Below are 24,492 nucleotides of genomic sequence, written 5' to 3' on the forward strand. Positions count from 1 at the left end.
CACCGAGGGTATGCGCTTCGACAAGGGCTACAACTCGGGTTACTTCGTGACCGACCCCGAGCGCATGGAGGCGGTCCTGGACGATCCGTACGTCCTGATCGTGAGCGGCAAGGTCTCCGCCAACAGGGACGTGCTGCCCTTGCTCGACAAGGTCGTGCAGGCCGGCAAGCCGCTGCTGGTCATCGCTGAGGACGTCGAGGGGGAGGTGCTGTCGACCTTGATCGTCAACAAGATGAAGGGCGTTCTCCGGTCGGTCGCGGTCAAGGCTCCGGGCTTCGGCGACCGCCGCAAGGCCATGCTGGGCGACATCGCGATCCTGACCGGTGGCCAGGTCATCGCCGAGGAGGTCGGTCTCAAGCTGGAGAATGCCACCCTCGGCCTGCTCGGCCGGGCTCGCAAGGTCGTGGTGACCAAGGACGAGACCACGATCGTGGACGGCGCGGGTGTCGCCGAGGCGATCGCCGGCCGGGTCAACGAGATCCGCGCCGAGATCGAGCGTACCGACTCCGACTACGATCGCGAGAAGCTCCAGGAGCGCCTCGCCAAGCTCGCCGGCGGCGTGGCCGTCATCAAGGCGGGCGCGGCCACCGAGGTCGAGCTCAAGGAGCGCAAGCACCGCATCGAGGACGCCGTCCGCAACGCCAAGGCGGCCGTCGAGGAGGGCATCGTCCCCGGCGGCGGCGTCGCGCTGCTCCAGGCCAGCGCCAAGGCGTTCGACAAGCTCGAGCTCCTCGGCGACGAGGCCACCGGTGCCGCGATCGTGAGGAAGGCGCTTGAGGAGCCTCTCAAGCAGATCGCCGTCAACGCCGGCCTCGAAGGCGGCGTCGTGGTGGAGAAGGTCCGCAACCTCACCCCGGGTGAGGGCCTCAACGCCGCCACCGGTGAGTACGTGAACATGTTCGACACCGGCATCATCGACCCGGCCAAGGTGACGCGCTCTGCCCTGCAGAACGCCGCCTCCATCGCGGCGCTCTTCCTGACCACCGAGGCCGTCATCGCCGAAAAGCCCGAGAAGAACCCGACCTCCGCCATGCCCGGCGGCGGCGACATGGACTTCTAACCACACACGGAGACCTCTGATGCGTGTCTACGGTGTCACCTACGACACCGGTTTCCCATCTGCTGGAACCACCACCCACGAGCCCTTCGACCCCGACGTCGTACGCCGTGAGATGCAGATCATCCGCGACGACCTGCACTGTGACGCGGTCCGTGTCACCGGAGGAGACCAGGACCGTCTTGAGACCGCCGCCCGGCACGCCGCCCGCGCGGGTCTGGAGGTCTGGTACTCGCCGTTCACCAACGGCCTCACCCAGGACGAGCTGATGGCGTTCCTCGTCGACGGTGCCGAACGGGCCGAACGCCTGCGCCGGGAAGGGGCGCGCGTCGTGTTTCTCACCGGCTCTGAGATCAGCTTGGTCACCAGCGGTTTTCTGCCTGGTGACAGCCTGCGGGAACGGCTTGCCGGGCTGGCCGAGCCCGCGCGGGTGCGCGCCGCGCTCCCCGGCGTGCATGCCCGCGTCAACGCCTTCCTCACCAGAGCCGTCGCCGCGGTGCGCGAACGGTTCGGCGGCCCGGTCAGCTACGCCTCGCTGCCCTTCGAAGGCGTGGACTGGGCTCCGTTCGACATGATCGCCACCGACGCCGGATACCGCGACGCGGCCACCGCGCCCGGGTTCCGTGCGGGTCTGCGCGCGCAGACCTCGCAGGGCAAACCGCTCGCCGTCACCGAATTCGGCTGCGTCACCTATCGTGGCGCCGCCGATCTGGGCGGACGCGGCGACGCCATCGTCGAATGGGACGAACATGCCCGCCCCGCCCGCCTGACCGCAACCATCACACGGGACGAAGAAGAACAAGCCGCCTACGTACGCGAGCTTCTCGGCATCTACGACGAGGAGGGCGCCGACACGGCGTTCGTCAACACCTTCGCCCGCCGGGACCTGCCGACGTCCGCCGAGCCGGAACGGGACTTCGACACCGCCAGCTTCGGCATCGTCAAGATCCTGGAGTACGGCCACACAGGCACGGCCTATCCGGGGCTGCCGTGGGAACCCAAGGCCGCCTTCCATGCCCTGGCCGAATACGGACGCGCCAGGACAGCCACCCGGCAGACAGAACAGGTCGGCCGGGCTAGCCACCCGGCAGACATAACAGGCCGGCCGGGCTAGCCGTTCTCCTTCGCGATCGCTTCGCGTACGGCAGGGGCGATCTCTCTGGCCCAGCGGCCGAGGAAGACTAGGTCGGTGTGACCGGCGGGGAAGAGGGTGAAGCCCGACGCGTCGTGCTCCAGCACGGCTCCGGTTAGTTCCTCGATCCACTGGCCGACGGAACCGCCGATCCAGCGGCCGTCGCGGTCACGCGTGGCGGGCAGCGGCCGGTCGGTGATGCGTCCGGGGAGGTTGAAGACCGTGCGGATTGCGCGTGGATCGCGTCCCACGGTCGCCGCCGCCTCGTCGATGATCGGCCGCGACGTCCGGTATCGCTCGCTGAGCCAGTCGGACGCGTGGCCGGGGATCCAGCCGTCGGCCACCCGGCCCGTAGCGGCCAGGGACTTCGGGCCGACCGATCCGGTCCACACGAGGGGCGCGGCCACGGGAGCGGGCTCGATCTGGTCCACCTGGTAGTGGCGGCCCTGGTAGGTGACCGGCGGGCCGCCACCCGACAGCAGCTTGACCAGGACGATCGCCTCCTCGAAGGCGTTCACGGCATCGCCAGGTGAGAGCGGCGGCACGCCCATGTCGGCGATGCGGTCCCACCGCCCGCCCGCGCCCATGCCGAGCACGACGCGCCCGCCGGAGATCGCCGACAGGGACGTCACGAGCCGTGCCAGCATGGGTGCGGGCCGGGTGGGCAGGTTGGTGACGTTGACGAGGCCCGAGATGTGGCGCGTACGCCCGAGGATGAATCCAACGGAGGCGTACGCGTCCAGGCGCCCGCCGATGTAGGGATGGTCGGCCACCGAGAAGACGTCAAGCTCGTCACGGTCGGCTTGTTCCACCATGCGCAGCAACTCCGGCACCTCGCCGAATCCGTTGTGCGCACCGAAACCGAAGACGACTTCCCGACCGGCGGTATGAATCATGATTTCCACTCCCACGGACGAAAAAATCTTAGTTCGCGGTACGAACCGTATTAGTTCGTACTGCGAACTTCAAGCCTCGCGGGAGGCGGTCTTATCGCTCGTGATCGGCGAGGGATCCTTCTTCCAGGAAAACCACTGGAACCTTGTTGTCCAGCACGATGCGGCTCAGCAGGCGGGCGAGCGTGTCGAGTTCGGCGGCGCTGAGCCCCGTCGGCAGCTTTCCGACCCGGCGGCAGGTCTCGGCGTAGAACTCCTCCGCCAGTTTGCCGCCTTCCGGCGTGAGCGTGACCCGGACCGCGCGCGTATCCTGCGGGTCTGGTTCGCGCCGGACCAGGCCGTTGCGCTCGGTGCGGTCCACCAGACCGGTAAGGCTGGATTTGGCCAGTCCCAGCGTCGCGCCCAACTCGCCCATACCGTACGGCTGGGCCATCAGCACGCACAACAATTGGCCCTGCTGCGGGGTGAGGCCGTGTTCCCGGCCCGACTCGGCGTACACCGCGTTCACCAGGAACGTCGACCGCACCAGCGCGGGCACAATCCCGATCTGGCCATCATCATGCTTACCCACCCGGCCAGGGTACCTTTACCTGGCTCACCAAAAACAATGGCCATTTAATCGGGCTGCGGGAAGAGCTGCTCGCCGCGCGCGATTCTGCGGATGGCGTCGATGAGCCCGTCCGCTGGGCCGTCCTTGGTCAGGAATCCCGACGCTCCGGCGGCCAATGCGCGGTGAAGGTCTCCTGGTCTGGTCAGGCCGGTAAGGATCAGGGTGCGGCAGGCGGGCAGCCGCTGGTGCAACTCCGCGGCGGCGGTCAGCCCGTCCACGTCGGGCAGATCGATGTCGATCACCGCCACGTCGGGGCGGAGCCGGAGCGCGACGGGCACGATGTGGCCCCCGGAGGCCAGCTCGGCGACGACTTCGAGGTCGTCCTCCAGCTCGAGCAGGGCGACCAGCGTGTCACGCAGGTCAGCCACGTCCTCGGCGACCAGGATTCGCGTCACCGTGTTCTCGCGCGCGGCCGTGTTGCCCATGCTCCAGTCTTCGCTCACCGGAAGATCCACTGCCAGTGCGGCCGGCACGACTCCACCATGCGGAACGCATCGCGGAGGCCGTGCAGATCGCACATCGTGAGGGCGGCCATCGACACGTGAGGGCGGCCACCGACACGTGAGGGCGGCCATCGACACGTGAGGGCGGCCACCGGCTACAGCCAGCCGGCCTCGTCGGCGATGCGCGCGGCGTCGACCCGGTTGCGTGCGCCCAGCTTGGTGACCGACGACGCGAGATAATTGCGCACGGTCCCGTAGGACAGATGCATCGCAGCGGCGATCTCGGCCGCCGACGCGCCGCCCGCGTGGCGCTTGAGGACCTCGGCCTCCCGGGGCGAGAGCGGATTGCCGGACGCCTCCAGCGCGGCCAGCGCCAGCGTCGCGTCGATCACGCGGTCACCGGCGGCCACCCGCCGTACCGCGTCGACCAGCTCCTGCGACGGCGCGTCCTTGACGATGAACCCGGACACGTGAGCGGCCAGCGCTCGGCGCAGGGTTCCCGGCTTGCCCAGGCCGGTCAGGATCAGGGTCCGGCACTCCGGCAGCAACCGGTGCAACTCCGCTGCGGCGGCGAGCCCGTCGGTGCCGGGCAGATCGATGTCCAGGACCGCCACGTCCGGCCGATGCTGGAGCGCGGCGGGCACGATGTGGTCGCCGGAGGCCAGCTCGGCGACGACTTCGAGGTCGTCCTCCAGCTCGAGCAGGGCGACCAGCGTGTCACGCAGGATACGCATGTCCTCGGCGATCAGAATCCGGACCATCTGTTCCTCCCGCGACAACCACAGCGACCCGGCTCCAGCCCGATGGGCAGCCTTCAAGTTTACATCAGCTCTCCGCCGGGTCTCCAGGGATCTCGACGACCAACTCGAACCCCCCTTCGCCGTGCGGGCCGGCGGTGAAGTGCCCGCCGAGGGCTTGTACGCGCGCGCTGAGGTTCCCGATACCGGTGCCGCCGGTGGTGACGCGCAGACGGCGAAAGGCAGATATGTCAGGACGGCCTGGGCGCACAGCAGCCAGGCTCGGTGGCGGGCCCACCATCCGGCCGCGCGGGATCGTGTACAGCAATGGCAGCGCGAACAGCGCCGTCGCCACGGCCACGCCGCTCGTCACCACTCACCGCCGCCCGCCCCTCACCGTTTCATGTTCCGGGCCTTCGGCACATGCAGAGTGCATATCGGGCTCGTGCGAATCCCATGCCGACCTCGTGCTGCAGGCACTGGTTGCGTCTTCGCAGATCAGGCCACACTCGGCGGGTGGAGAGAGACGTCGAGTCGTTAGGAGTCCAGCGATGACAATCCACCAGCCACGTATCGGCAGGGCGCGCATGGTCGGCCGGTTCGTCTGGCACTACGTCGAGATGGTCCTCGCGATGAGCCTGGGGATGCTGCTGCTCGGTCTGCTGTGGGGCGCCGTCCTGCCGGAGGTCACCCGGCTCGACGTCAGCACCCTGATCATGGCCGCCGACATGTGCGCCGGCATGGCCGTGTGGATGCGGGTTCGCCGGCACGGCTGGCCCGCCATCGCCGAGATGAGCCTGGCGATGGTCGCGCCGTTCCTCGTCCTGCTCGTCCCGTACTGGTTCGGCGTGTTGCCGGGCCACCTGGTGACGTCGATCGGGCACGTGCTCATGTTCGTCTTCATGGCGCTGGCCATGCTGAGGCGGCGGGCGGAGTACACGCATCACCCGGTCGGCATCCGCCCGGCATGGGTCAGGAGGGCGGCCGTCGTGCTGGTCGCGTTATCGGTCCCTGCCACGGTCTCAGCGGTGAACACCGTCGGGAAGTTCCGCGACCAGTACACGACGCGGTCGGATGCCGTGTCGGTCCAGCCGGTGAGCAAGGCCGGCGGCCATGATCCGGCCAAGCCCACGGTGGCTCTGCTGGTCAGCGAGAGCGGCGCCAACGTGGCCGATCTGCTCGGTCCGTACGAGGTGCTGGCGGGCACCGGACGGTTCAACACCTACGTCGTCTCGGCCGCCACCCGGCTGGCGCCTCTGACCGGTGGCCTGGACCTGGTGCCCGACCTGACCTTCGACGAGCTGGCCCGGCTGCTGGGCGACCGGCGCGACAGCCTCGACGCCGTGGTGATTCCCGCCCTGCAGCCATCGGAGCCCGCGGAGCGCGATTCGATCAACGTGTGGCTGCGGCGCCAATCGGCCGCCGGCGCGCTGACCGTCAGCGTCTGCGCCGGGGCGCGCACGCTCGCGGACAGCGGCCTGCTGGACGGCAGGCCCGCGACCTCCCACTGGTTGCGGCTGTCCGGACTACGCGAGGACTTCGGCAAGGTGAACTGGGTGGCCGGCCAGCGGTACGTCGACGACGGGAATGTGATCACCGCCGCCGGCGTGCTGTCCGGAATCGACGGCGGCCTCCGGATCATCGAACGGCTGATCGACGAGAACACCGCGCGCGAGGCGGCGCGGAGAGTCCACTGGCGCCATTACACGCCGGGCGGCTCCGCGCAGATCCCCGTGTCCGGCTTGGAGCCATCCGATGTGGTCGCCGTACTCAACGCCTCCTACCAGCCAGGACCGACGACCATCGGCGTGCAGGTCACCGAGGGCGTCGGCGAGCTGGAACTCGCCTCCGCGTTCATCTCCTACACCGAGCAGTCCACGATCGGGCGCACCGTCGCGCTCGGCGACGGCCCGGTCCGCTCCAGGCACGGCCTGACGTTCGTCCCCCGCTCGACGGTCGCGGCGGCCGCCGGTGACCTCGACCGGCTCCTCGTGCCCGGAGTGGACGCCGCGCGGCGTCACGCGGGGGTGGGCGCCGGAGGTCTTCAGCCCGAATACCTCCACCTCGACCAGGAGTTCGCGTTCGACCCGGTGCTGCGCGACATTGCCCGCACGTACGACGTGCAAACCGCCCGGTTCGCCGCCAAGACGCTGGAATACCCCATACTCGACGTCAAGCTGACCGGCGACGCCTGGCCATGGCTCGCGACGATCATCCCCCTGTTGCTCGCGCTGCTGGGCGCCGGCGCCGCCATCGCCAGCGGCATGGTGTTCCGGCGACTCCGAGCCAGATCCCGGGAACCGGAGCCCTCCCGCGGAACCGGTAAGAAGCCAGCCATGATCTGACCATTCCCTACAGCCCTGGCCGTTCTGGCGGCCAGGGCTTCTCGTCATAATTCACACTTGACTTATATAAGCCGAAGCTGACATTCTGCCACTCGGCACCACTGCGGGAGGTCGACATCTGGTTGGAGCGCTTCCGCCGGTTCTGGACCCAGCGCCTGGACGCGCTGGGCGCCGAACTCGCGCGCGGCGGGCGTGAGCGCCGCGAAAACCCCGCCGAGCCGCCGTCCACAAAACAACGAGGAAGACACATGATTGACATAAATCAGGTCAACGCCACTCACCGGGAGATCGGCAACCACGCGCTCACCACCGGCGAAGGTCGGTCGTTGCTGCTGCGCCGTACCTACGACGCCCCCATCGAGGACGTGTGGAGCGCCTGCACCGACCCCGACCGGATCAGCCGATGGCTGGCCCCGATCGAGGGCGACCTCCGGCTCGGCGGCACGTTCCAGCTCAAGGACAACGCCGGCGGGGAGATCCTGCGCTGCGAGGAGCCCCATCTGATCAAGGTGACCTGGGCCTTCGGGGAAGGCATGCTCACCGAGGTCGAAGTCCGCCTCGCGCGCGACGGGGACGGCACCGTCCTGGAGCTGGAGCACTCCTCTCCCGCCGAGATCGTCGACGAGCTGCTGCGCACGTACGGCCCCGGCGGCACGATCGGAGTCGGCGGCGGCTGGGATCTCGCGCTGCTCGGCCTCCACCTGTTCCTCAGCGACGCCACGTTCGACCCCGCGACCTGGGAGGACACGCCCGAGGTCAAGGAGTTCGCGACCCGCAGCTGCCACGCCTGGGGAGCGGTGATCCAGGCCGCCTGGGGAACCAGCGACGACGACATCGCCGCGGCCATCGCGTTCGGGGTGCAGCACTTCGCCCCCGAGACCGGTGAGAACGGCTGATGCCCGGGAACGCCACCGCCGCCGGCTCGACGAGGACGCTGTTGACCTGCGGGATCATCGCCGGCCCGCTCTACATCGTCGTGGTCGTCCTGCAGATGCTCACCAGGGACGGGTTCGACATCAGCCGCCATCCGGCCAGCTTGCTGAGCAACGGTGACCTGGGATGGATCCAGATCGCCAACTTCCTGGTCAGCGGCCTGCTGTTCGGGGCGGGCGCGGTCGGGCTGCGCCGAGTACTGGGGCCTTCGGCGGGCCGGGGCGGCACCTGGGGGCCGCGGCTGATCGGCGTCTTCGGCGCCGGGATCGTCGCCGCGGCCTTCTTCTCCGCCGACCCCGTCGACGGCTTCCCGCCGGGGACGCCGACCGGCCCGCCCACGACCGTCAGCGTGCCCGGACTCGTGCACTTCCTCGTCGCCGGGGTCGCCTTCCTCGCGCTGATCGCCGCCTGCTTCGTGTTCGCCCGCCGCTTCGCCGCGGCCGGCCGCCGCGGCTGGTCGGCCTTCAGTACGGTGACCGGCGCGCTCTTCCTGGCATCCTGGATGTCGATCTTCGCGCTGCCGGGCAACAGGGCGGCCAACATCGCCTTCGCCGTCCCGATCGCGCTCGTCCTGGTGTGGACGTCGCTCCTGGCCGCGCACCGGCTGACCCGGCCAGGCGAGGAGTGAAAGCGCGCACCTGCTGTCCGCTCGCCGTCAGCACCGGCCTGGTCGGCGTCCCCGTCCGAGCCGGTGGACCGTTAAGCCGGGGCAGGCTGCGTCGGTTCGCACCGCCGGTGGACGTCAGGCCGGGTCGGCGGCGCTGGTTCGGGTCGCGGTGACCGCCACCGTGGCGTAGCGCATCGTGAAGCTGCCCCCCACCGCGTCGATGGCGGTGCCGACGCCCTCCAGCACCTCCGTCAGCTTGTCCGGCGGAAGCCGGGTGAGGGCGCCGGTAGTGGGCAGCTGGTCCAGCCACGCGTGCCGGGTGTAGGGCTGCTCCCAGTCGAATCGCCACTGCTCCGGGTCGCTGAACCCGCCCGCGTCCCGGATCGCGTCGGCGGCCTTGGAGAACATCGCCTGATAGATGTCCAGGGCTTGCCTCGTCGGCTGGAGGTTGAACGGCGAGTCGGGCATCACCCGCTGGTAGACTGCGGCAAAGGCGTCCGCCACGGCGGGCGGAGGCTGGAACGCGTGCCAGAATGCCGCCAGCCGGCCGCCGGGCCGCAGCACCCGTGCCGCCTTGGCCGGTCCGGCGACCGGGTCGACCCAGTGCCAGGCCGTCCCGGCGATGACCGCGTCGAAGTCCCGGCCGGCGGGATCCCAGGCTTCGAACGTCGCCACCTCGACCTCGATCCCGCTGCGGCGCGCGAATTCGGCCATGCGGGCGTCGGGCTCGACGCCGAGAACCGTGCAGCCGGCCGCCTGGAACTGCCGGGCCGCTATGCCGGTGCCGCAGCCGACGTCGAGAACGTTGGGCCCGAGGCCGGCGGCGACGATCCGGTTCACCAGGGCGTCGGGATATGGGGGCCGGGTCCGGTCGTAGCGTTCGGCGTCCACCCCGAACGACTCCGCTACCTGTCGGTGCTGGTGAGGCTGGGGCTCGGAAGGACGTGCTCGCTCCGGCGGCATAGTGGTCACGCGCCTACTTTAAAGTCGTCGGCACGCTCGCGTTGTCCGCCGATCGCGAAGGCGCCCGGCCGCAGGCTGGGACGTCCGTTACGGAAGGTTGAGCTGCCAGGAGACGCCGAAGCGGTCGTTTACCCAGCCGAACTTGGTGCTGAAGCCGTAGGAGCTCAGTGGCATGAGTTCCCCGCCGCCCTCGGCGAGCGCCGCGTACAGGCGGTCGATCTCCTCCTCGGTGTCGCATCCGACGTAGAGCGAGACCGACGGCGTGAACGTGAAGGCGTGCCCGGAGCTGTCGATGCACATGTACTCCTGGCCCGCCAGGGTGAAGGTGGCATGCCTGATCTTGCCTTCCGCGGGCTCCCCCGGAGGGATGTGGGTGACGTTCACCACCTTGGCGTCCTCGAAGAGGGAGACGTAGAACGTCATGGCCTCCTCGGCGTCGCCGTTCTGGAACATGAGGAAAGTGGTGATCTTCTGGGTCATGACTGCTCGTCCTCGGGGGCGTAGAAGGCGGTGGTGTTGGCGACGGCGGTGGCGACCTGGTCGGGTGGGCCGCCGGCGGCCTCGTGGGCGTGGCCCCACGCCTGGCTGCTGGCCGTGATGAAGCGCCGGCCCTCGTGGGTCTGGTGGAAGGTGTTCTCGTCGACCGGGGGCGCGCCCGACAGGTGCAGGCTGAGGCCCAGGAGGGAGAGGTCCCAGCCCACGCCGGCGGCGCCGGGGCCGTAGCCGGACCACATGTCCGGGGGCACGTCGGCGGTGTGGCGCAGCTCGAACAGGGTGCCGTCGCCCTCGCTCGACAGGCGCACCTCGACCTCGGAGAAGCCGGGATCCTCGCCGTACAGCCAGCTGACCGCCAGCAGGCGGGGTGGCTCGCAGCGCAGGATCTCGCCGCCCGCGTTGCCCTCGAGCTGGTACGTGCCGCCCAGCCGCAGGTCTCCGGTGACGGGCAGGAACCAGCGGCGCAGCCGCTCGGCGTTCGTGCAGGCGTCCCACACGTCCTCGACGTCGGCGTCGTAGCGCCGCCGCAGCGTCATGACCTTGCGCTCACCGTTGAGCAGTTCGCGATGCGCCTGGTTGACCTCGTCAACGATATCCATCAGGTGTCCTCCTCAGGATCCGTCGACCCGATCGTTTCAGGGTGCGCTTATATAAGTCAAACATGATTTTGCTGCGTAGGTCACGACTCGGCGACCTGGTCACGCGGAATGGCCAGCAGCGCTCTGGCGCCCAGGACGACCAGGATCAGGCAGGTTAGCGCGACGGCGATGCTCTGACCGAGCGCCACGGCTGTCATGGTCTGGGTGATCGAGTCGGTGGCGCCGAAATTGAGAGCGGGGAATCGAGCGCACAATACCGGCACCGCCAGGATCGCCAGGGCCAGTGGCCACGATGGTGTCCGCAGTGCGGGGGAGTGCCAGTGCGCGCCCACGCGGGCGAGGCCCGCGATCACGATCAGCAGGCTGGCCAGGCCGGCCTCGTCAAGCCAGGCCCACGATGCCGGCAGGCGGAGATTGAGTTCCACCGCTGCCACGCCCAGCGCCACCGACAGCAGGATGCCGGCGCCGAGCGGCGTCGGGGTGAGCCACCACGTGCGGCGGACCTGTGGCGCGTCGCGATGGAATCCCGCGGTCAGGGCCAGCACCGGCACCAGGGTCAGCAGGGTGTAGGGCAATCTGACCAGGAGGTACTCGCCGTCGACAGTGGCGGCGATGAGGAACAGCTGCTGGGCCAGGGCGAGCAGCGCCAGCACCTTGGCGGCGCGGACGCGATCCCAGGCGAGCGTCACGAACGCCGCGATCCACAAGCCGCTGGCCAAGGTCTGGATCATCGATCCAGGGAACCCGTACTCGTCGTAGGTGCGGAGGAAACCGCCGAAGTACACGCAACTGATCACTGTTTGGAAGAACAGCCCCAGCAGGGCCACCAGGCGGATCGTCTGGCCCCAGGCGAAGAACCTCGGCGCCGCGCCGACACCGCCCAGGCGGACCCGCATCGACAGCGCCGCCACGCTGGCGATCTCCGGCCAGCTGGGCCTGGGACCGTCCTCGTCGCCGACGTCCCCCGCGCTTTCCAGGTAGGCCGCAACCATCTCCTCCTCCCGCTTGGCGCGGTAGGAGGCGGGCAGCAGGCGCAGCACGCGCCGATAGCTCTCCTCCAGCAGGCTCATGCCGCCCCTCCCGCCGTGATCGCACGCCGGTGGCGGGCGCTGAGCCGATCCGTGGCAGCCCTGATGTTCTCCGCGAGCCGTACGGCTTCCGCCTCCAGCGCCGTCGCACCGGAGTCGGTCAGCCGGTAGTAGCGGCGCAGCCGGCCCTGCTGCACCTCTTCGCGGTCCAGCGTCACCAGCTCGTCGGCCGCCAGCCGGTCGAGCACGCCGTACAGCGTGCCGACTTTGAGCCGCACCCGCCCGGCGGACAGCGTCTCGACCTCCCGCACGATCCCGTAGCCATGCCGCGGCTCGTCGACCAGCGCGGTGAGAACGAGGAACGCCGCCTCCGTCATCATCCGTCTTCCCATGCGCTCCAGAATATATCGGAAAGCAGGTTATTGGAGCCCACCGTCCCGCCAACGGGGGACCTTCGGCCCTTACCCGGTGGCGCACGGGTCATTGGACTGGAGATGGAGGTGGGGCGGAATGCGTACGCGAGAGGATCTGGAAGCCGTCGTGGAGGCGGCGGGGTGGGCGCCGTCGGTGCACAACAGTCAGCCGTGGTCGTTCACCATCGCCGGAGACGAGATCAGTCTCCGCGCCGACGTCGACCGGCGGTTGCGCGCGGCCGATCCGGAGGGCAGGGAGCTCCTGGTGAGCTGCGGGGCCGCGCTGTTCAACGTCAGGACGGCGATACGCGCCCTCGGTTTCGAGCCGCTGGTGGGGATGCTTCCCGATCCTGACCGGCCGGCGTTGCTGGCCACCGTACGGATAGGGCCGGCCGAGGCGGTGGATGAGCACACCGAGGTGATCCGGTCGGAGATTCCCCGGCGGCGTACGCATCGGGCGGGCTTCGCGGGCAGGCGAGTGCCGGAGCGCATGCTGGACGCGCTGGTGGGGGAGGCGGAACGGGAAGGCGCCCGGCTGACCCCCGTCGGGGCGGAGGGGGCGATCCGGGTTCTCGCGGCGCTCACCACGGCGGCCCAGGAGGTGCAGGCCCAGGATCGGGAGTACAGCCTGGAGATGATCCGCTGGGGGCGGCCACCGGGCAGCAAGTATCGCGACGGCGTGCCCGCGGACGCCTACCCGCAGCAGGCCCGCCGGACACATCCGCACTTCGCCCAGCGCGACTACGCGCGCGGGCAGGGCTGGGGCAACCCCGATGATCAGCCCATGGCCGCGGACACCGGGGTGGTGGCGCTGCTGACCACCAGAAGCGACACGCGCGCGGACTGGCTGAAGGCCGGGCAGGCGCTCCAGGCGGTGCTCCTGCACGCCGCGGCCGCGGGTGTCGCCGCCGCCTTCCACACCCAGGCGCTGGAACACCCGCAGCTGCGAGACTTCATCCGGGCGCAGCTCTGCTCGGGGGAGTTCCCGCAGATGGTGATGCGGCTGGGCTATCCCACCACCAGGACCCGGGGGGTCCGGCGACCGCTGGCGGACGTTCTCGACGAGGGCGGAAACCCCGGCTAAGCGGACGGAGGTCCCTTCCTTCTCGGGTCCATCGGCTCTGACTTTCCGAGGGCCCATCGGCGATCATGAAGGCAGGCGTAGACCCAATGGGAGGACATCGTGATCGTCGCCGGAGTGGACGGCATGCGGGCCGGTGTGGAAGCGGTGGAGTGGGCGGCTCACGAAGCCGTGCTGCGTGACGTGCCGCTCCGCGTGGTGAGCGCGGTGCCCGCCTGGTGCCTCGATCGGGGCACCGCGGGGCCGTACAGCGGAGTCGGGACCTGGATGCGTGACGGGGGGAACGCCGCGCTCGCCGAGGCCGCCGGAGCGGCGCGGCGCGCGGAGGCGAAGGTGAACGTCGACACGAAGCTGGTGGGCGGCGACGCCCGGGTGGCCCTCATCGAGGAGTCGCGCCACGCCGAGCTGCTCGTCGTCGGGGACTCCGGGCTCGGCGCCCTGCGCGGCAAGCTGATCGGCTCCGTGGCGTACGGCGTGGCCGGCCACGCGGCCTGCGACGTGGTCGTGGTGCGCAAGCGGCAGTCGCCGGCCCGGCCGGAGATCGTCGTCGGCGTGGACGGCTCCGGAGCCCAGCCCGCCGTTCTGGAGTTCGCCTTCAAGGAGGCGGCCCTGCGCGGCGCCGGCCTGCGCGCCGTGCTGGCCTGGGACTGGCACGACCTCATCCGGCCGGACGCCGGCGAACCGGAGGGCAGCCGGCGCGTGCTGGCCGAGGTCCTGGCCGGATGGCGGGAGACCAGCCCGGACGTGCCGGTGTCGATGGACGTCGTGCACGGGCACCCGGTCGACGCCCTGCGGCACGCCGCTGACGGCGCCGACCTGCTCGTCGTCGGCTCGCACGGGCACGGGGTCCTGGCGGGCATGCTCCTCGGATCGGTCAGCCAGGCCATGCTGCACCACGCTCCCTGCCCGGTGGCGGTCGTCCGGATCACACCCTGACGGATCGCCACCGGCTGGTGGCGATCCGCCAGGAAAGCGTCAGGTCACGTAGACGAGGTGCCAGCGGCGGGAGGGGTGGCTGTCGCAGGTGTACTGCAGCGCTTCGACGTTGTTCGCCTTGCTGACGCCGCCCGCGATGGTCACGCACTTGCCGGTCTGGACGTTCCGGATCCGGTAGTTGCCGGTCTCGCCGTCCTCGGTCAAGGTCCACGACCGCGACCGGTGGGTGTCACAGTTGTACTGCAGGGCCGTGACGTTGTTCGCCGTGCTGAGGCCGCCCGCGATGGTGAGGCACTTGCCGGTCTGGGCGTTCTTGATGCGCAGGCCGCCGCCGACGCCCGACGACATCGTCCAGCGGCGGGAGAGGTGGGTGTCGCAGGTGTACTGGACGGCGTGGACGTTGTTCTGGGTGCTGACCCCGCCCGCGATGGTGAGGCACTTGCCGGTCTCGACGTTGACGAGCATCACCTGGCGGGGGGCGCTGGAGGCGGCCTGAGCCGGAGCCGCGATCGCGGTCAGGCCCAGCGCCAGCGCGGCGACGGAGAGTTTGAGTGTGGTGGAACGATCCATCCTAAGCTCCCAAGGGCTGGTTCGGATTTTTTCCAGAATCCGGGGAGCCCGCCCGGTGTGTCGTGAGTCGGGTGCTACTCAACTGCGAAGCGCGGCCGCTGGCTGATCCTAGAAGATCTTCCTTGATACTCGTGTTGGTGAGAGCGCTCTCGCGTCTAGTGTGCGGTGCGGCCACCGTTTGGCCGTGAAGAACGATTGCGAGTTCGAATGCCGTACCGAAAGCCGACGATCCAGGATGTCGCACGTGAGGCAGGTGTGTCGCGGGCCACGGCATCGCGGGTGATGAACAACATGCCGGGCGCCTCGGGGGTCACCCGGGCCCGGGTCGCCGCGGTGGCGGCCAGCCTCGGGTACCGGCCCAACGAGGCGGCGCGGGCGCTGGCCTCCGGCCGCCGGATGGTCGTCGATCTCGTCGTGATCGTGTACGACCCGGACCTGTCCTGGCTCGGCGCCCACCCGTACTACAGCCGGGTCATCGCCGGGATGATGGCGGCGCTCGACGGCAGCGGCGTGCATCTGCGGATCCACGCGGGCAGCCTCGCGGGCGCGGCGGAGCTCCTCGACACGGTCGCGCGGCAGGCGACGGTCGGCGCGGTCCTGGTCAACGTCCCGCCGGAGCTCGCGGTGCGGTTTCAACGCCGCTGCCCGCGGGTGGTGTCGCTCAGCGCGACCGCCGCCTCGGTGCCCGCCGTGGAGGCGGAGAACGCCGCGGGGGCCTACACCGCCGTCAGCCACCTGCACCGCGTCGGGCGCGGGCGGATCGCGGCGATCCACGGGCCCGAGGTCAACACGTGCGCGAACCCCCCGCTGAGCACCATGCGGCTGCCGGCCGAGGAGATGGCCGCCGCCGCGACCGAAGCACTCCTGAACAGCACCCTCACACCGTCATGGCGGCGGATCTTCCCGGTCGAGCTCATCACGCGGCGGAGCACCGACCCCGCCGCGTACGGCATGGCGAACATCTGACACCCGCGCACTCCCCGCCACGACCGAAAGGCCGCCATGCCCGCCACCGTGTCGATCCGCCTGGGCGCCGCGACCCGGGCGACGTACGTCGTCTTCGCCGGCTGCGGGTTCCAACTCGCCAGCTGGGTCGCCCGGATCCCGCAGCTGCGGGACCACCTGGACCTGCGGCCGGCGCAGCTCGGGTGGGTGCTCCTGTTCATCTTCGGCCCGAACCTTCCCGTCGCGCTGACCGGGGCGCTGCTCTGGGGCGTCGGGACCGCGTTCGGCTACCCGGTCGGCATGAGCGCCGGGGCCGACGACCCACGCCACGCCACCGCCCGGGTCACCGTCATCTCCACCGTCGGCAAGCTGGCCGCCTTCACCGGACCACCGATGATCGGCTTGCTCGGCGACCATGTCACAGTGCTCCGCGCCCTCCTCGTCGTCGCCGCGCTGCAAGGGGTGGCCCTCCTCATCGCCGGGGCCACCAAGCCCCTCGCGGGTGAGCGATGACGGAGGCCCGGGAAAACCTGTTTGCCGTGGACGGTCGCTTCGGTAGGCTCGCCGCGAATTGAGCGCCGCCCTGGGTATCCCTAGAAGCCGGCGGCGCGGGCCTTGGTGACGGAGGGGAGGCGGCCATGCGTCATCGCGTCGCCGTCGTCGTTCCCTCGTCACGGTATGAGGTGATCCTGGTGTCTTCGCCGTCCCGGCGCCGGCTGCGCGGCCCGCGCTGGACGTCCGCGGCGAACGGCTGACGCTGTCCCCGTTTCGTCCGGGATTCGCGCTGTCCTTTTCTGGATCATTTTGAAGGGCCCATGGGCATGCGTACAAACCTTAACGACGTTCGCAATCTCGGCATCCTCGCCCACGTCGACGCGGGCAAGACGACCATCACCGAACGGATCCTGTACGCCACCGGCGTCACCTACAAACGGGGCGAGGTCCACGACGGCACGACCGTCACCGACTTCGATCCGCAGGAGCGCGACCGCGGGATCACCATCTTCGCCGCGGCGGTGAGCTGCGCCTGGAACGGCCGGCAGATCAACCTGATCGACACGCCGGGCCACGTCGACTTCTCCCATGAGGTGGAGCGCTCCCTGCGGGTGCTCGACGGGGCGGTCGTCGTGTTCGACGGCGTCGCCGGAGTCGAACCGCAGACCGAATCGGTGTGGCGCCAGGCCGACCGGTACGGCGTGCCGCGCATCGCCTTCGTCAACAAGCTGGACCGGCCCGGCGCCGACGTCGACGCGGTGGCCGAGTCGATCCGCGCGCGACTGCGCGCGACCCCGCTGGTGGTCCAGCTGCCCATCGGCCGGGAAGCCGGGTTCACCGGAGTGGTGGACCTGGTGCGGATGCGATCCCTGATCTGGTCGGACGACGACACGGTCGAGGAGGGCCCCGTGCCCGAGGCGCTCCAGGACGAGGCGCGCCGGCGCGCCCGGCTGCTCCACGAGGCGGTGGCCGAACGGCATCCGCTCGCGCTGGAGGAGTTCTGCGCGGAGTCGGCCGTCTCCGCCCCGACGCTGACGGCCGCGCTGCGCGACCTGACCTGTTCCGGTGAGGCCGTGGTGGTGCTGTGCGGTTCCGCCTACCGCAACCGCGGGATCGAACCGCTGCTGGACGCCATCGGGGCCTACCTGCCCTCGCCGCTGGACGTGCCGCCGGTGCGGGGCACGCGGGACGGCGAGGCGGGGGAGCGGGCCGCCGACCCGGCGGCGCCGTTCGCCGGGCTCGTCTTCAAGGTGAACTCGACCGCCTCGGGGCGGCTGACCTATCTGCGCGTGTATTCGGGGACGGTCCGGCGGGGGGACACGGTGCGCGACGTGGGTGCTCGCCGTACCGAGCGGATCGGCCGGATCCTGCGGGTGCGGGCCGATCGGCACACAGAAGTGGCGGTCGCGGTGGCCGGGGACATCGTCGCGGTGGCCGGGCTGAAGGCGGCCGCCGCCGGGGCCAGCCTGTGCGACCCCGCCGCGCCGATCCTGTTCGAATCGGCCGCGGTGGCCGATCGGGTGGTCTCCGTGGCGGTCGAGGCCCGCCGGAGGATCGACGCCGACAGGTTCGGGTCCGCGCTGGCCCAGCTGGTCGAGGAAGATCCCTCGCTGGCGGTCCTGGCCGATCGGGAGACCGGGCAGACGGTGCTGTCCGGGATGGGCGAGCTGCATCTGGAGGTGGCGGTGGAGAAGGTCCGTCGCGATCACGGGCTGGACGTCAGCGTCGGCCGGCCGAAGGTGGCCTACCGGGAGACGGTCGCCCGCGGGGTGTCCGGGTTGCTGTACCGGCACGTCAAGCAGGACGGAGGGGCAGGCCAGTTCGCCCACGTCGTCCTCGACGTGGAGCCGGCTCCGGGGTCGGATTTCGTGTTCCACTCGGCCGTCGTGGGCGGGCGGGTGCCACGGGAGTACATCGGGGCGGTGGAGGCCGGCTGCCGGGACGCGCTGGCCGACGGTCCCTTGGGCGGTCACCCGGTGACGGGCGTGCGGGTCACGCTCACCGACGGGGCCACCCATCCGAAGGACTCCTCGGAGCTGGCGTTCCGCACCGCCGGCCGCCTCGCGCTGCGGGAGGCGCTGCGGGCCAGCCTGATGGTCCTCCTGGAGCCGATGGCCGAGGTGCTGGTCACCGTCCCCGCGGACGCCGTGTGCTGGGCGACCTGTCCGCCCGGCGCGGCCGCGTCTCCGACTCGACCGTCAGGGCCGGCACCGTGGTGATCACCGCCACGGTCCCCCTGGCCGGCCTGTTCGGCTACGCGACCCGGCTACGCAGCCGGACCCAGGGCCGGGGCGCCTTCACCACCCGCCCCGCCGGCTACGCCCCCGCCGCCCCGGCCGCGCCTTCGATAGCCCGCTAGAACGATGGCTCCCGGCCACACCCGGCCGAGAGCCATCGCCCTGGTACGTCTGCTGATATTGAGGTTCCAGTAAAGACTAGGTTAGGCTAACCTAAAGCAGACAGTATGTCTTTAATGGTCGTGGAACCGAGTCCGCTCCGGCCCGGGGGACGACCGGACTCCGCACGGATGAGGAGCCGACCCGATGGCACCAGAGGACGACCAGGTGCGTTCGGTCCTGGCGGCACGGCGGCGCTGGACGGTCGCGATCACCGCGCTGTCGGCCATGCTGATGACGCTGGACATCACCATCGTGAACGTCGCGTTGCCGCAGATCGCGGCGGGCCTGGGCGCGGGTCTTGACGGGCTTCAGTGGATCGTGAACGCCTACACGCTGGCGTTCGCGGCGTTGCTGCTCTCGGTCGGCTCGTTGTCCGACCGGGTCGGGCGGCGGCGCATCTTCGGCCTGGGCGTGGCGGTGTTCACCGTGGCCTCGCTGGGCTGCGCCCTGGCCCCGGACACCACCGCGCTGGTGGCCGCCCGCGCGGTGCAGGGCGTGGGCGGGGCGCTGGTGATGGGCACGGGCCTCGCGCTGATCGCCGCGGCGCACGCCGGTGCCGGGGCTCCGGCGCGCAACACCGCGATCGGGCTGTTCGCCGCCGGTGGCGCGGCGGCCGCGGCCCTCGGACCGCTGGTGGGCGGGGCTGTCGTGGACGGCTGGGGCTGGCGCTACATCTTCCTGCTCAACCTGCCGCTCGGCGCGGCGATCCTGCTCGGAACGTGGCTGCGGCTGACCGAGTCGAAGGCCGACGATCTCCGGCACCGTCTCGACCTGGCCGGGCTGGTGCTGGCCGCCATGGTGCTGTTCGCGTTGAACTACGCGCTGCTGACCGGCCCGGTCGAGGGCTGGTCGGCCACCTCGGTGGTGGGGTCGCTGGTCGCGGCCGGTGGCCTCGCGATCGTGTTCGGGATCGTGCAGTGGCGGCGCGGCGAGGCGGCCATGCTGGACCTGCGGCTGTTCCGGATCCGCTCGTTCACCGGGGCCCTCATCGTCACCTACGCCTCGCGCCTGGTCAGCTTCGGCCTGCTGCCGTTCCTGATCCTGTGGCTGAGCGGCATGCTGGGCCACAGCCCGCTCCAGATCGGCGTGCGGCTGCTGTTCCTGTCGATCACGATGATCATCGTGGCGCCGCTGAGCGGGGCCCTGACGAGACGGGTGCCGGTCAACGTGCTGATGGCGCTGGGCATGGCGCTCACCGGCGCGGGCGCCCTCGCCATGACCGTGATCGAGCCCGGTGACGACTGGACCGCCGCCGCCCCGGGCCTGGCCCTGATCGGCGCCGGTGCCGGGCTGGCGGCGCCCCACCTGCTCGGCGTGGCCGTCGGGGTCGTCCCGCCGGGGCGGGCCGGTATGGCCTCCGGCGCGGCGAACACCTTCTTCCCCCTCGGTACGGCATCGGGTGTGGCCGTCTTCGGCGCCGTCCTCGCCCACCAGGTCGACCTCCAGCTACCCGTGGCCGAAGGCCCGGCCGAGCAGGTCCGGGCGCTGGTCACGGCCGGTCGCTTCGACCAGCTCGCCACGCTGCCCGAGCCCGTCCGGCAGGCGGCCGAGCGCGGCTTCACCAACGGGCTGTCGGCCATGCTCACCATCGCCGGCATCGCCGGGCTTCTCGCCGCGGTGGCGAGCCTGGTGCTGATCCGCGGCGCTGACCAGCACGAGGACGATCCCGCCTGATCCGTCGTAGCGGCGGCGGTTGAGGGCCGCGCGGTGTTCCCTATGCTGCGGTTGTGGGAATCGGGAAGCGTACCGGTCGGCGGCGGACGCTGGACGACGGTCAGATCGTGGCCGCCGCGCGCTTCGTGGGTGTGGCCGAGTTCACCATGCCGGCCGTGGCGAGCCGTCTCGGCGTGAGCCACTCCACGCTCTACCGCTACTTCGCCGACCGCGACGACCTGGCTCTCGCCGTGATCAACCAGATCGTCGCCGAGGCGTCCTGGCCGGAGCCGGACGGCGACTGGCGGGCCGCGGTCATCGACTACGCCACCGCGCTGTGGGCCGCCTTCGACCGCAATCCGGGCCTGGCCCAGGCGGCGTGGAAGGCCAGTACCGTACCGGACGCGATGGTGCCCGTGCTGGAGTCACTGGGCGCCCACATCGTCGGCCACGGCTTCACCCCCTACGACGCGGTGCTGCTCCTCGACTTCGTCTCCGATCTCGCCCTCAGCACGTTCATCCTGATGAGCCACCTCGACCGCCCGGCCGGATCCGCACCGGGCTCGCCGTCCGTGCGCGAGACCTACCGGCACGGACTCGGCCGGATCGGGGTCATCGGACCGGCGATTCCCGCCGAGATCTGGCATGGTCGCGGCTGGTTCGACGAGAAGGTGTCCATCTTCCTCGACGGTTTCGCGCTCCGGCGGTTCAACGCGGGCTGACGGTCATCCGCCAGCGGTGAGCACCGCTGACTACGCTGGGTACAGCCACTTCAGTGCGGTAAGGCTCTTTTCGAGATACTTCTCCTGTCCGGTCTCGATTCCGTAGGCCATGTCCTCCAGGACGCTGCATCTGGCGTAGAAGACCGCGCGAGCGCTGATCGCGTCGACGTCGGTTTGGTAGGCCTGCAATGCCTGGCTTAAGGCTGCTGGACCTAGATCGCGGTAGAGGAGGCCGAAGTCATAGGCCGGGTCGACGATCGCGGCGTCGCTCCAGTCGATGATGCCGGTGACCGTGCGGGTGGCGGGGTCGACGAGAACGTGTTCGATTCCCAGGTCGTTGTGGGAGAACACCTGTGCGTATTCGTCAGCGGGTGGCGGCGCGTCGAGGAAGGCCTCGACGATGGGGCGATGTGCTGTCGGTATTCTCTCTACGGCGACGGAATAGGTGTCCGCGGCCTCGCTCAGCCATAACTGTTTCGGCTGGTCATCAGCGTTCACCAGGTCAGTCATGCGCTCGGCTGGAACATGATGCAGCGCGGCGAGGAGTTCGCCCAGCGCGGCCGCGATGCCGTTGGGGGATCGTCGCGCCGCGGGCACGTCGATCAGGGGCAGGCCGGGGAGTTTGAAGTAGGCCAGGCAGCCTAGTTCCGCGACCGTGAAACTCGGCTCGGGGACGGGCAGCGGTGAGATCCCGGCTACGGTCGTAAGAAGGCGAGTCTCGTCATTCACTCGCGCGGCCCGCTCCACCGGATCGGACTCCTTGGCGAAGCGCACGATCAGCTCACCGTTGACCTCGTACGCGATGTTGTCCTCGCCCTCGCCGAGGAGCGCCACCGAGGCGATCCGATAGCCGGGCAGGTGCGCGCCCACAACGTCACGTACGTCTTGATCGCGGCTCCAGTTCTGCATGCCCGCGACTCTAATACGACGACCGGGAACGGTCGCCCGCCCGCTGAATCAACAGAACGTTTAACAGTTTTATGCAGAAACATTGGTATTGGTTGCGCAGAGTGGTATGGATGGCAACTTTCAGGGGGAAACGGTCAATGGTGACTGTCAGCGAAGGAGACATCGCTGTTGCTCGTGACTGCTTCTTCGCCGGTGAGGCCGTCGAGAGCGGAGTCCGCGAACGGGTGCTGATGTCCTGGCAGCGGTGCCGGAGCCTCGGCCTCGCGCCAGACTACGCGCCCTACGTGTACCACCGGGACGTTGACATGGACGGCAGGCTCGTCAGCGCCGCCCGGCCCGTGCTCGACCAGCTCGAATCCCAGCTCGCCGGTATCAACGTCGCCATCCTCCTCTTCGACGAGCAGGCGAGGATCCTGCAGCGCCGCGTCGGGGAACCGGCCATCCTCAGCTTGCTCGACGACCTGCCCGCCTTGCCCGGCTGCGGGTGCCCCGAGGACATCGTCGGCACCAACGGCACCGGCACCGCCCTGGTCGAGCGGCGTCCCATCCTCATCCGGGGGCGGGAACACTTCGCGGAATCCCTGCGGCTGCTCGCCTGCGCCGGCGCCCCCATCCGCGACCCGATCAGCGGCCGCATCCTGGGCGTACTGGATCTGACGTGCCCGGACCGGGAAGCCGACCCGGCGATGCTCGGCCTGGTCACCGACGCGGCCGTCCGCATCGAACGGCGCCTGTTCGAACAGACCTCCGAACGGGAACGCGCGCTGCTGCGGGCGTTCCTCGACGCCACGCATCGGGCGGGTGTCGTCCCCGTCGACCTGCTGCCCACGCACGATCGGCTGCGCCTGCTGGAGAAGGCCACGGAGTTGATCTCCGTCGGCCATGTGGGCGTGGCGATGGTGCAGCTGTCGGGAGGCCGGGCCGCCACGCTGCGCAGCCGTCCCGTCGACGATCCCGCCGGGGCGAGCGGCATCGCGGTGGAGGCCGTCATCGACGGCGGCCCGGCCGCGCACGTGGCGTCCGGCGAGCCCAGGGCCGGGTATCCCCTGGTGGCGCCGACCGGCCTGCCGATACCCGCCACCAAGCTGAAAGCAGCCACTCCCACCGTCTGCGCCCCCCTGGCCGCGACGGAAGGGTGGCTGCTGGCCGTGAGCGAGCCGGGCATCGGGCGCCTGGCCTTGCAGGCGCGCGAACGGCTCGGCCTGCTGTGCGAGGCCGGCGCGCGGATCGGCACCACCCTGGAGGTGACCAGGACCGCCGAGGAACTCACCGAGGTCACGGTCCCGCGGTTCGCCGACTACGCCGCCGTCGACGTGCCCGACTGGGTGCTGCACGGCCGCGAGCCGTCCACCCCGGATCCCGGGCTGTCCCGCATCGCCCTGGCCACCGCCCGGCCGGGGTCCTACCTGTACGGGCTCGGCTCGCTCATCCACCCGCTGCCGTCCACCCCGCACGCGCGCTGCCTGGCCACCGGGCAGCCGGTGCTCGAACCGGCGCTGGAAACCGTGTTCGGCTGGATGGCACAGGACCCTGAGCGCGGCCAGAGGGCGTGCGGGCAGGGCGTGCACTCACTCATCGCGGTGCCGATGCGGGCCCGCGGCGTCACCCTCGGGGTGGTCAGCTTCTACCGGTCCCAGGACACCGGCGCGTTCGAGGACGACGATGTGACCTTGGCCACCGAACTGGTCAGCCGGGCGGCAGTGTGCATCGACAACGCCCGCCGCTACACCCGCGAGCACACGATGTCGCTGGAGCTGGAACGCGCCGCCGAGTCGTTGAAACAGTCGCTGGAAAGCCAGCGGCGCTTCACCACCGACGCCTCCCACGAACTGCGCACCCCCCTGGCCGGGCTACGGGCCCAGCTGGAGGAAGCCCAGCTCCATCCCGGCGAGACCGACCTGACCGAGCTGCTCGACCACGCGCTGGGCGATGTGGACCGGCTGCAGGCCCTCGTCACCGACCTGCTCCTGCTGGCCAAGATCGGGGTCATGCCGCCCAGCGCGCTGGAGCACATCGACCTGTCCGGGCTGGCCGAAGCCGAAACCGCCCGCCGTACCGGCGACGGCAACCCCACCCTGCTCGACCTGCGGGACGGCGTGATGGTCGACGCCGTACCCATCCAGATCGTCCGCCTGCTGCACAACCTGCTCGACAACGCCCACCGCCACGCCACCACCGGCGTCACCGTGGCCGTCCACCGGGCCGGCGACCTGGCCCAACTCACCGTCACCGACGACGGTCCAGGGGTGCCGGAAGCCGAACGCGAGCACATCTTCCAGCGCTTCGCTCGCCTGGACACCGCCCGCAGCCGCAGCCACGGCGGCTCCGGCCTCGGCCTGGCCATCTCCAGGGACATCGCCCACGCCCACAACGGCACCCTCCACGTCGAAGAGGCGCCCCCGCACGGCGCCCGTTTCGTCCTCCGCCTCCCCAGCAGGCCCCCAAAGGCTCGGGACAGCAGGCCTGAACTGGCACCCGAATCTCTCAGGGTGGGCGGATCCCCACCCTGAGAGACCGGATCGCGGAA

24 protein-coding genes and 1 pseudogene are annotated in these 24,492 nt (G+C 70.3%); 13 read left to right on the forward strand and 12 right to left on the reverse strand.

Going from position 1 to position 24,492, the window contains the following annotated elements; all coding sequences use genetic code 11:
• Both groEL and Aple_RS09565 read left to right on the forward strand, forming a co-directional pair.
• Nucleotides 1-1,060 (forward strand): chaperonin GroEL (gene groEL / locus Aple_RS09560; RefSeq protein WP_155344159.1); only part of this gene is annotated, 1,060 nt, incomplete at its 5' end.
• Between the two features lie 19 nt (nt 1,061-1,079).
• Nucleotides 1,080-2,171, forward strand: coding sequence for a glycoside hydrolase family 113 protein (locus Aple_RS09565; protein ID WP_155344160.1), 1,092 nt, complete (start codon nt 1,080-1,082; stop codon nt 2,169-2,171).
• On the opposite strand, the gene Aple_RS09570 is transcribed toward Aple_RS09565, so the two are convergent.
• The 5 genes from Aple_RS09570 to Aple_RS09590 form a co-directional block, all read right to left on the reverse strand.
• Nucleotides 2,168-3,085 carry an LLM class flavin-dependent oxidoreductase gene (locus tag Aple_RS09570; protein ID WP_155344161.1) on the reverse strand — a complete coding sequence of 306 codons (918 nt, stop codon included), beginning with the start codon at nt 3,083-3,085 and terminating at the stop codon, nt 2,168-2,170. The two genes, Aple_RS09565 and Aple_RS09570, sit on opposite strands and share 4 nt — an antisense overlap.
• A gap of 91 nt (nt 3,086-3,176) precedes the next feature.
• A complete protein-coding gene (locus Aple_RS09575; RefSeq protein WP_174889809.1) occupies nt 3,177-3,653 on the reverse strand; it encodes a MarR family winged helix-turn-helix transcriptional regulator in 477 nt (158 codons plus the stop codon).
• A gap of 44 nt (nt 3,654-3,697) precedes the next feature.
• A complete protein-coding gene (locus tag Aple_RS09580) occupies nt 3,698-4,135 on the reverse strand; it encodes a response regulator (protein ID WP_246264310.1) in 438 nt (145 codons plus the stop codon).
• A 155-nt stretch (nt 4,136-4,290) separates the two neighbouring features.
• On the reverse strand, nt 4,291-4,896 hold the full coding sequence (locus tag Aple_RS09585; RefSeq protein WP_155344162.1) for a response regulator transcription factor: 606 nt from the start codon (nt 4,894-4,896) through the stop codon (nt 4,291-4,293).
• Nucleotides 4,897-4,960: 64 nt separating this feature from the next.
• Nucleotides 4,961-5,245, reverse strand: a complete 285-nt coding sequence (locus tag Aple_RS09590; protein WP_155344163.1) for a hypothetical protein — start codon at nt 5,243-5,245, stop codon at nt 4,961-4,963.
• Nucleotides 5,246-5,423: 178 nt separating this feature from the next.
• On the opposite strand from Aple_RS09590, the gene Aple_RS51930 reads away from it, so the two are divergent.
• From Aple_RS51930 to Aple_RS09605, 3 genes are all read left to right on the forward strand, one after another.
• Nucleotides 5,424-7,217: a DJ-1/PfpI family protein gene (locus Aple_RS51930; RefSeq protein WP_170321374.1), complete on the forward strand. Its 1,794-nt coding sequence runs from the start codon at nt 5,424-5,426 to the stop codon at nt 7,215-7,217.
• 248 nt (nt 7,218-7,465) lie between these two features.
• Nucleotides 7,466-8,113, forward strand: a complete 648-nt coding sequence (locus Aple_RS09600; protein WP_155344164.1) for an SRPBCC family protein — start codon at nt 7,466-7,468, stop codon at nt 8,111-8,113.
• Nucleotides 8,113-8,778 (forward strand): DUF998 domain-containing protein, encoded by a 666-nt coding sequence (locus tag Aple_RS09605; protein ID WP_155344165.1) that lies wholly within the window; start codon nt 8,113-8,115, stop codon nt 8,776-8,778. Before Aple_RS09600 ends, Aple_RS09605 begins: the two co-directional genes overlap by 1 nt.
• A gap of 114 nt (nt 8,779-8,892) precedes the next feature.
• Here the strand turns inward: Aple_RS09605 and Aple_RS09610 are convergent, their stop codons facing one another.
• The 5 genes from Aple_RS09610 to Aple_RS09630 form a co-directional block, all read right to left on the reverse strand.
• A complete protein-coding gene (locus Aple_RS09610) occupies nt 8,893-9,720 on the reverse strand; it encodes a class I SAM-dependent methyltransferase (RefSeq protein ID WP_174889811.1) in 828 nt (275 codons plus the stop codon).
• Between the two features lie 87 nt (nt 9,721-9,807).
• Nucleotides 9,808-10,200, reverse strand: coding sequence for a VOC family protein (locus Aple_RS09615; protein ID WP_155344167.1), 393 nt, complete (start codon nt 10,198-10,200; stop codon nt 9,808-9,810).
• A complete protein-coding gene (locus tag Aple_RS09620) occupies nt 10,197-10,814 on the reverse strand; it encodes an SRPBCC family protein (RefSeq protein WP_155344168.1) in 618 nt (205 codons plus the stop codon). Before Aple_RS09620 ends, Aple_RS09615 begins: the two co-directional genes overlap by 4 nt.
• 80 nt (nt 10,815-10,894) lie before the next feature.
• Complete coding sequence (locus tag Aple_RS09625) at nt 10,895-11,884, reverse strand: hypothetical protein (protein ID WP_155344169.1); 990 nt, start codon at nt 11,882-11,884, stop codon at nt 10,895-10,897.
• A complete protein-coding gene (locus tag Aple_RS09630) occupies nt 11,881-12,234 on the reverse strand; it encodes a PadR family transcriptional regulator (RefSeq protein WP_246264312.1) in 354 nt (117 codons plus the stop codon). The genes Aple_RS09625 and Aple_RS09630 overlap by 4 nt, the downstream gene beginning before the upstream one ends.
• A 118-nt stretch (nt 12,235-12,352) precedes the next feature.
• Here Aple_RS09630 and Aple_RS09635 point away from each other — a divergent pair, with 118 nt between their 5' ends.
• Together Aple_RS09635 and Aple_RS09640 are read left to right on the forward strand one after the other, a co-directional pair.
• Nucleotides 12,353-13,339: an Acg family FMN-binding oxidoreductase gene (locus Aple_RS09635; RefSeq protein ID WP_155344170.1), complete on the forward strand. Its 987-nt coding sequence runs from the start codon at nt 12,353-12,355 to the stop codon at nt 13,337-13,339.
• 99 nt (nt 13,340-13,438) lie between these two features.
• Nucleotides 13,439-14,272: a universal stress protein gene (locus Aple_RS09640; RefSeq protein WP_155344171.1), complete on the forward strand. Its 834-nt coding sequence runs from the start codon at nt 13,439-13,441 to the stop codon at nt 14,270-14,272.
• A 39-nt stretch (nt 14,273-14,311) separates the two neighbouring features.
• Here the strand turns inward: Aple_RS09640 and Aple_RS09645 are convergent, their stop codons facing one another.
• Nucleotides 14,312-14,842 carry an RICIN domain-containing protein gene (locus Aple_RS09645; RefSeq protein WP_155344172.1) on the reverse strand — a complete coding sequence of 177 codons (531 nt, stop codon included), beginning with the start codon at nt 14,840-14,842 and terminating at the stop codon, nt 14,312-14,314.
• 207 nt (nt 14,843-15,049) lie between these two features.
• Between Aple_RS09645 and Aple_RS09650 the strand changes: the two genes are divergently transcribed.
• The 5 genes and pseudogenes from Aple_RS09650 to Aple_RS09670 all read left to right on the forward strand — a co-directional run bounded on the left by Aple_RS09650 (nt 15,050) and on the right by Aple_RS09670 (nt 21,056).
• On the forward strand, nt 15,050-15,808 hold the full coding sequence (locus Aple_RS09650) for a LacI family DNA-binding transcriptional regulator (protein ID WP_155344173.1): 759 nt from the start codon (nt 15,050-15,052) through the stop codon (nt 15,806-15,808).
• 36 nt (nt 15,809-15,844) lie between these two features.
• Nucleotides 15,845-16,300, forward strand: a complete 456-nt coding sequence (locus Aple_RS09655; protein WP_155344174.1) for a hypothetical protein — start codon at nt 15,845-15,847, stop codon at nt 16,298-16,300.
• Between the two features lie 302 nt (nt 16,301-16,602).
• Nucleotides 16,603-18,641 (forward strand): annotated as a pseudogene (gene fusA / locus Aple_RS09660) (elongation factor G).
• Between the two features lie 184 nt (nt 18,642-18,825).
• Nucleotides 18,826-20,355 carry an MFS transporter gene (locus Aple_RS09665; RefSeq protein ID WP_155344175.1) on the forward strand — a complete coding sequence of 510 codons (1,530 nt, stop codon included), beginning with the start codon at nt 18,826-18,828 and terminating at the stop codon, nt 20,353-20,355.
• 53 nt (nt 20,356-20,408) lie between these two features.
• Nucleotides 20,409-21,056, forward strand: coding sequence for a TetR/AcrR family transcriptional regulator (locus tag Aple_RS09670; RefSeq protein WP_155344176.1), 648 nt, complete (start codon nt 20,409-20,411; stop codon nt 21,054-21,056).
• Between the two features lie 30 nt (nt 21,057-21,086).
• Here Aple_RS09670 and Aple_RS09675 read toward each other — a convergent pair whose 3' ends face one another.
• The gene (locus tag Aple_RS09675) at nt 21,087-21,926 is read right to left on the reverse strand and encodes a phosphotransferase family protein (protein ID WP_218038211.1); all 840 of its coding nucleotides are present in this window, start codon (nt 21,924-21,926) and stop codon (nt 21,087-21,089) included.
• 176 nt (nt 21,927-22,102) lie between these two features.
• Between Aple_RS09675 and Aple_RS09680 the strand changes: the two genes are divergently transcribed.
• Nucleotides 22,103-24,475: an ATP-binding protein gene (locus Aple_RS09680; protein ID WP_155344178.1), complete on the forward strand. Its 2,373-nt coding sequence runs from the start codon at nt 22,103-22,105 to the stop codon at nt 24,473-24,475.
• Nucleotides 24,476-24,492 lie beyond the last annotated feature (17 nt).

Origin of the sequence: Acrocarpospora pleiomorpha (assembly GCF_009687885.1) — a bacterium.
Taxonomy (GTDB): domain Bacteria; phylum Actinomycetota; class Actinomycetes; order Streptosporangiales; family Streptosporangiaceae; genus Acrocarpospora; species Acrocarpospora pleiomorpha.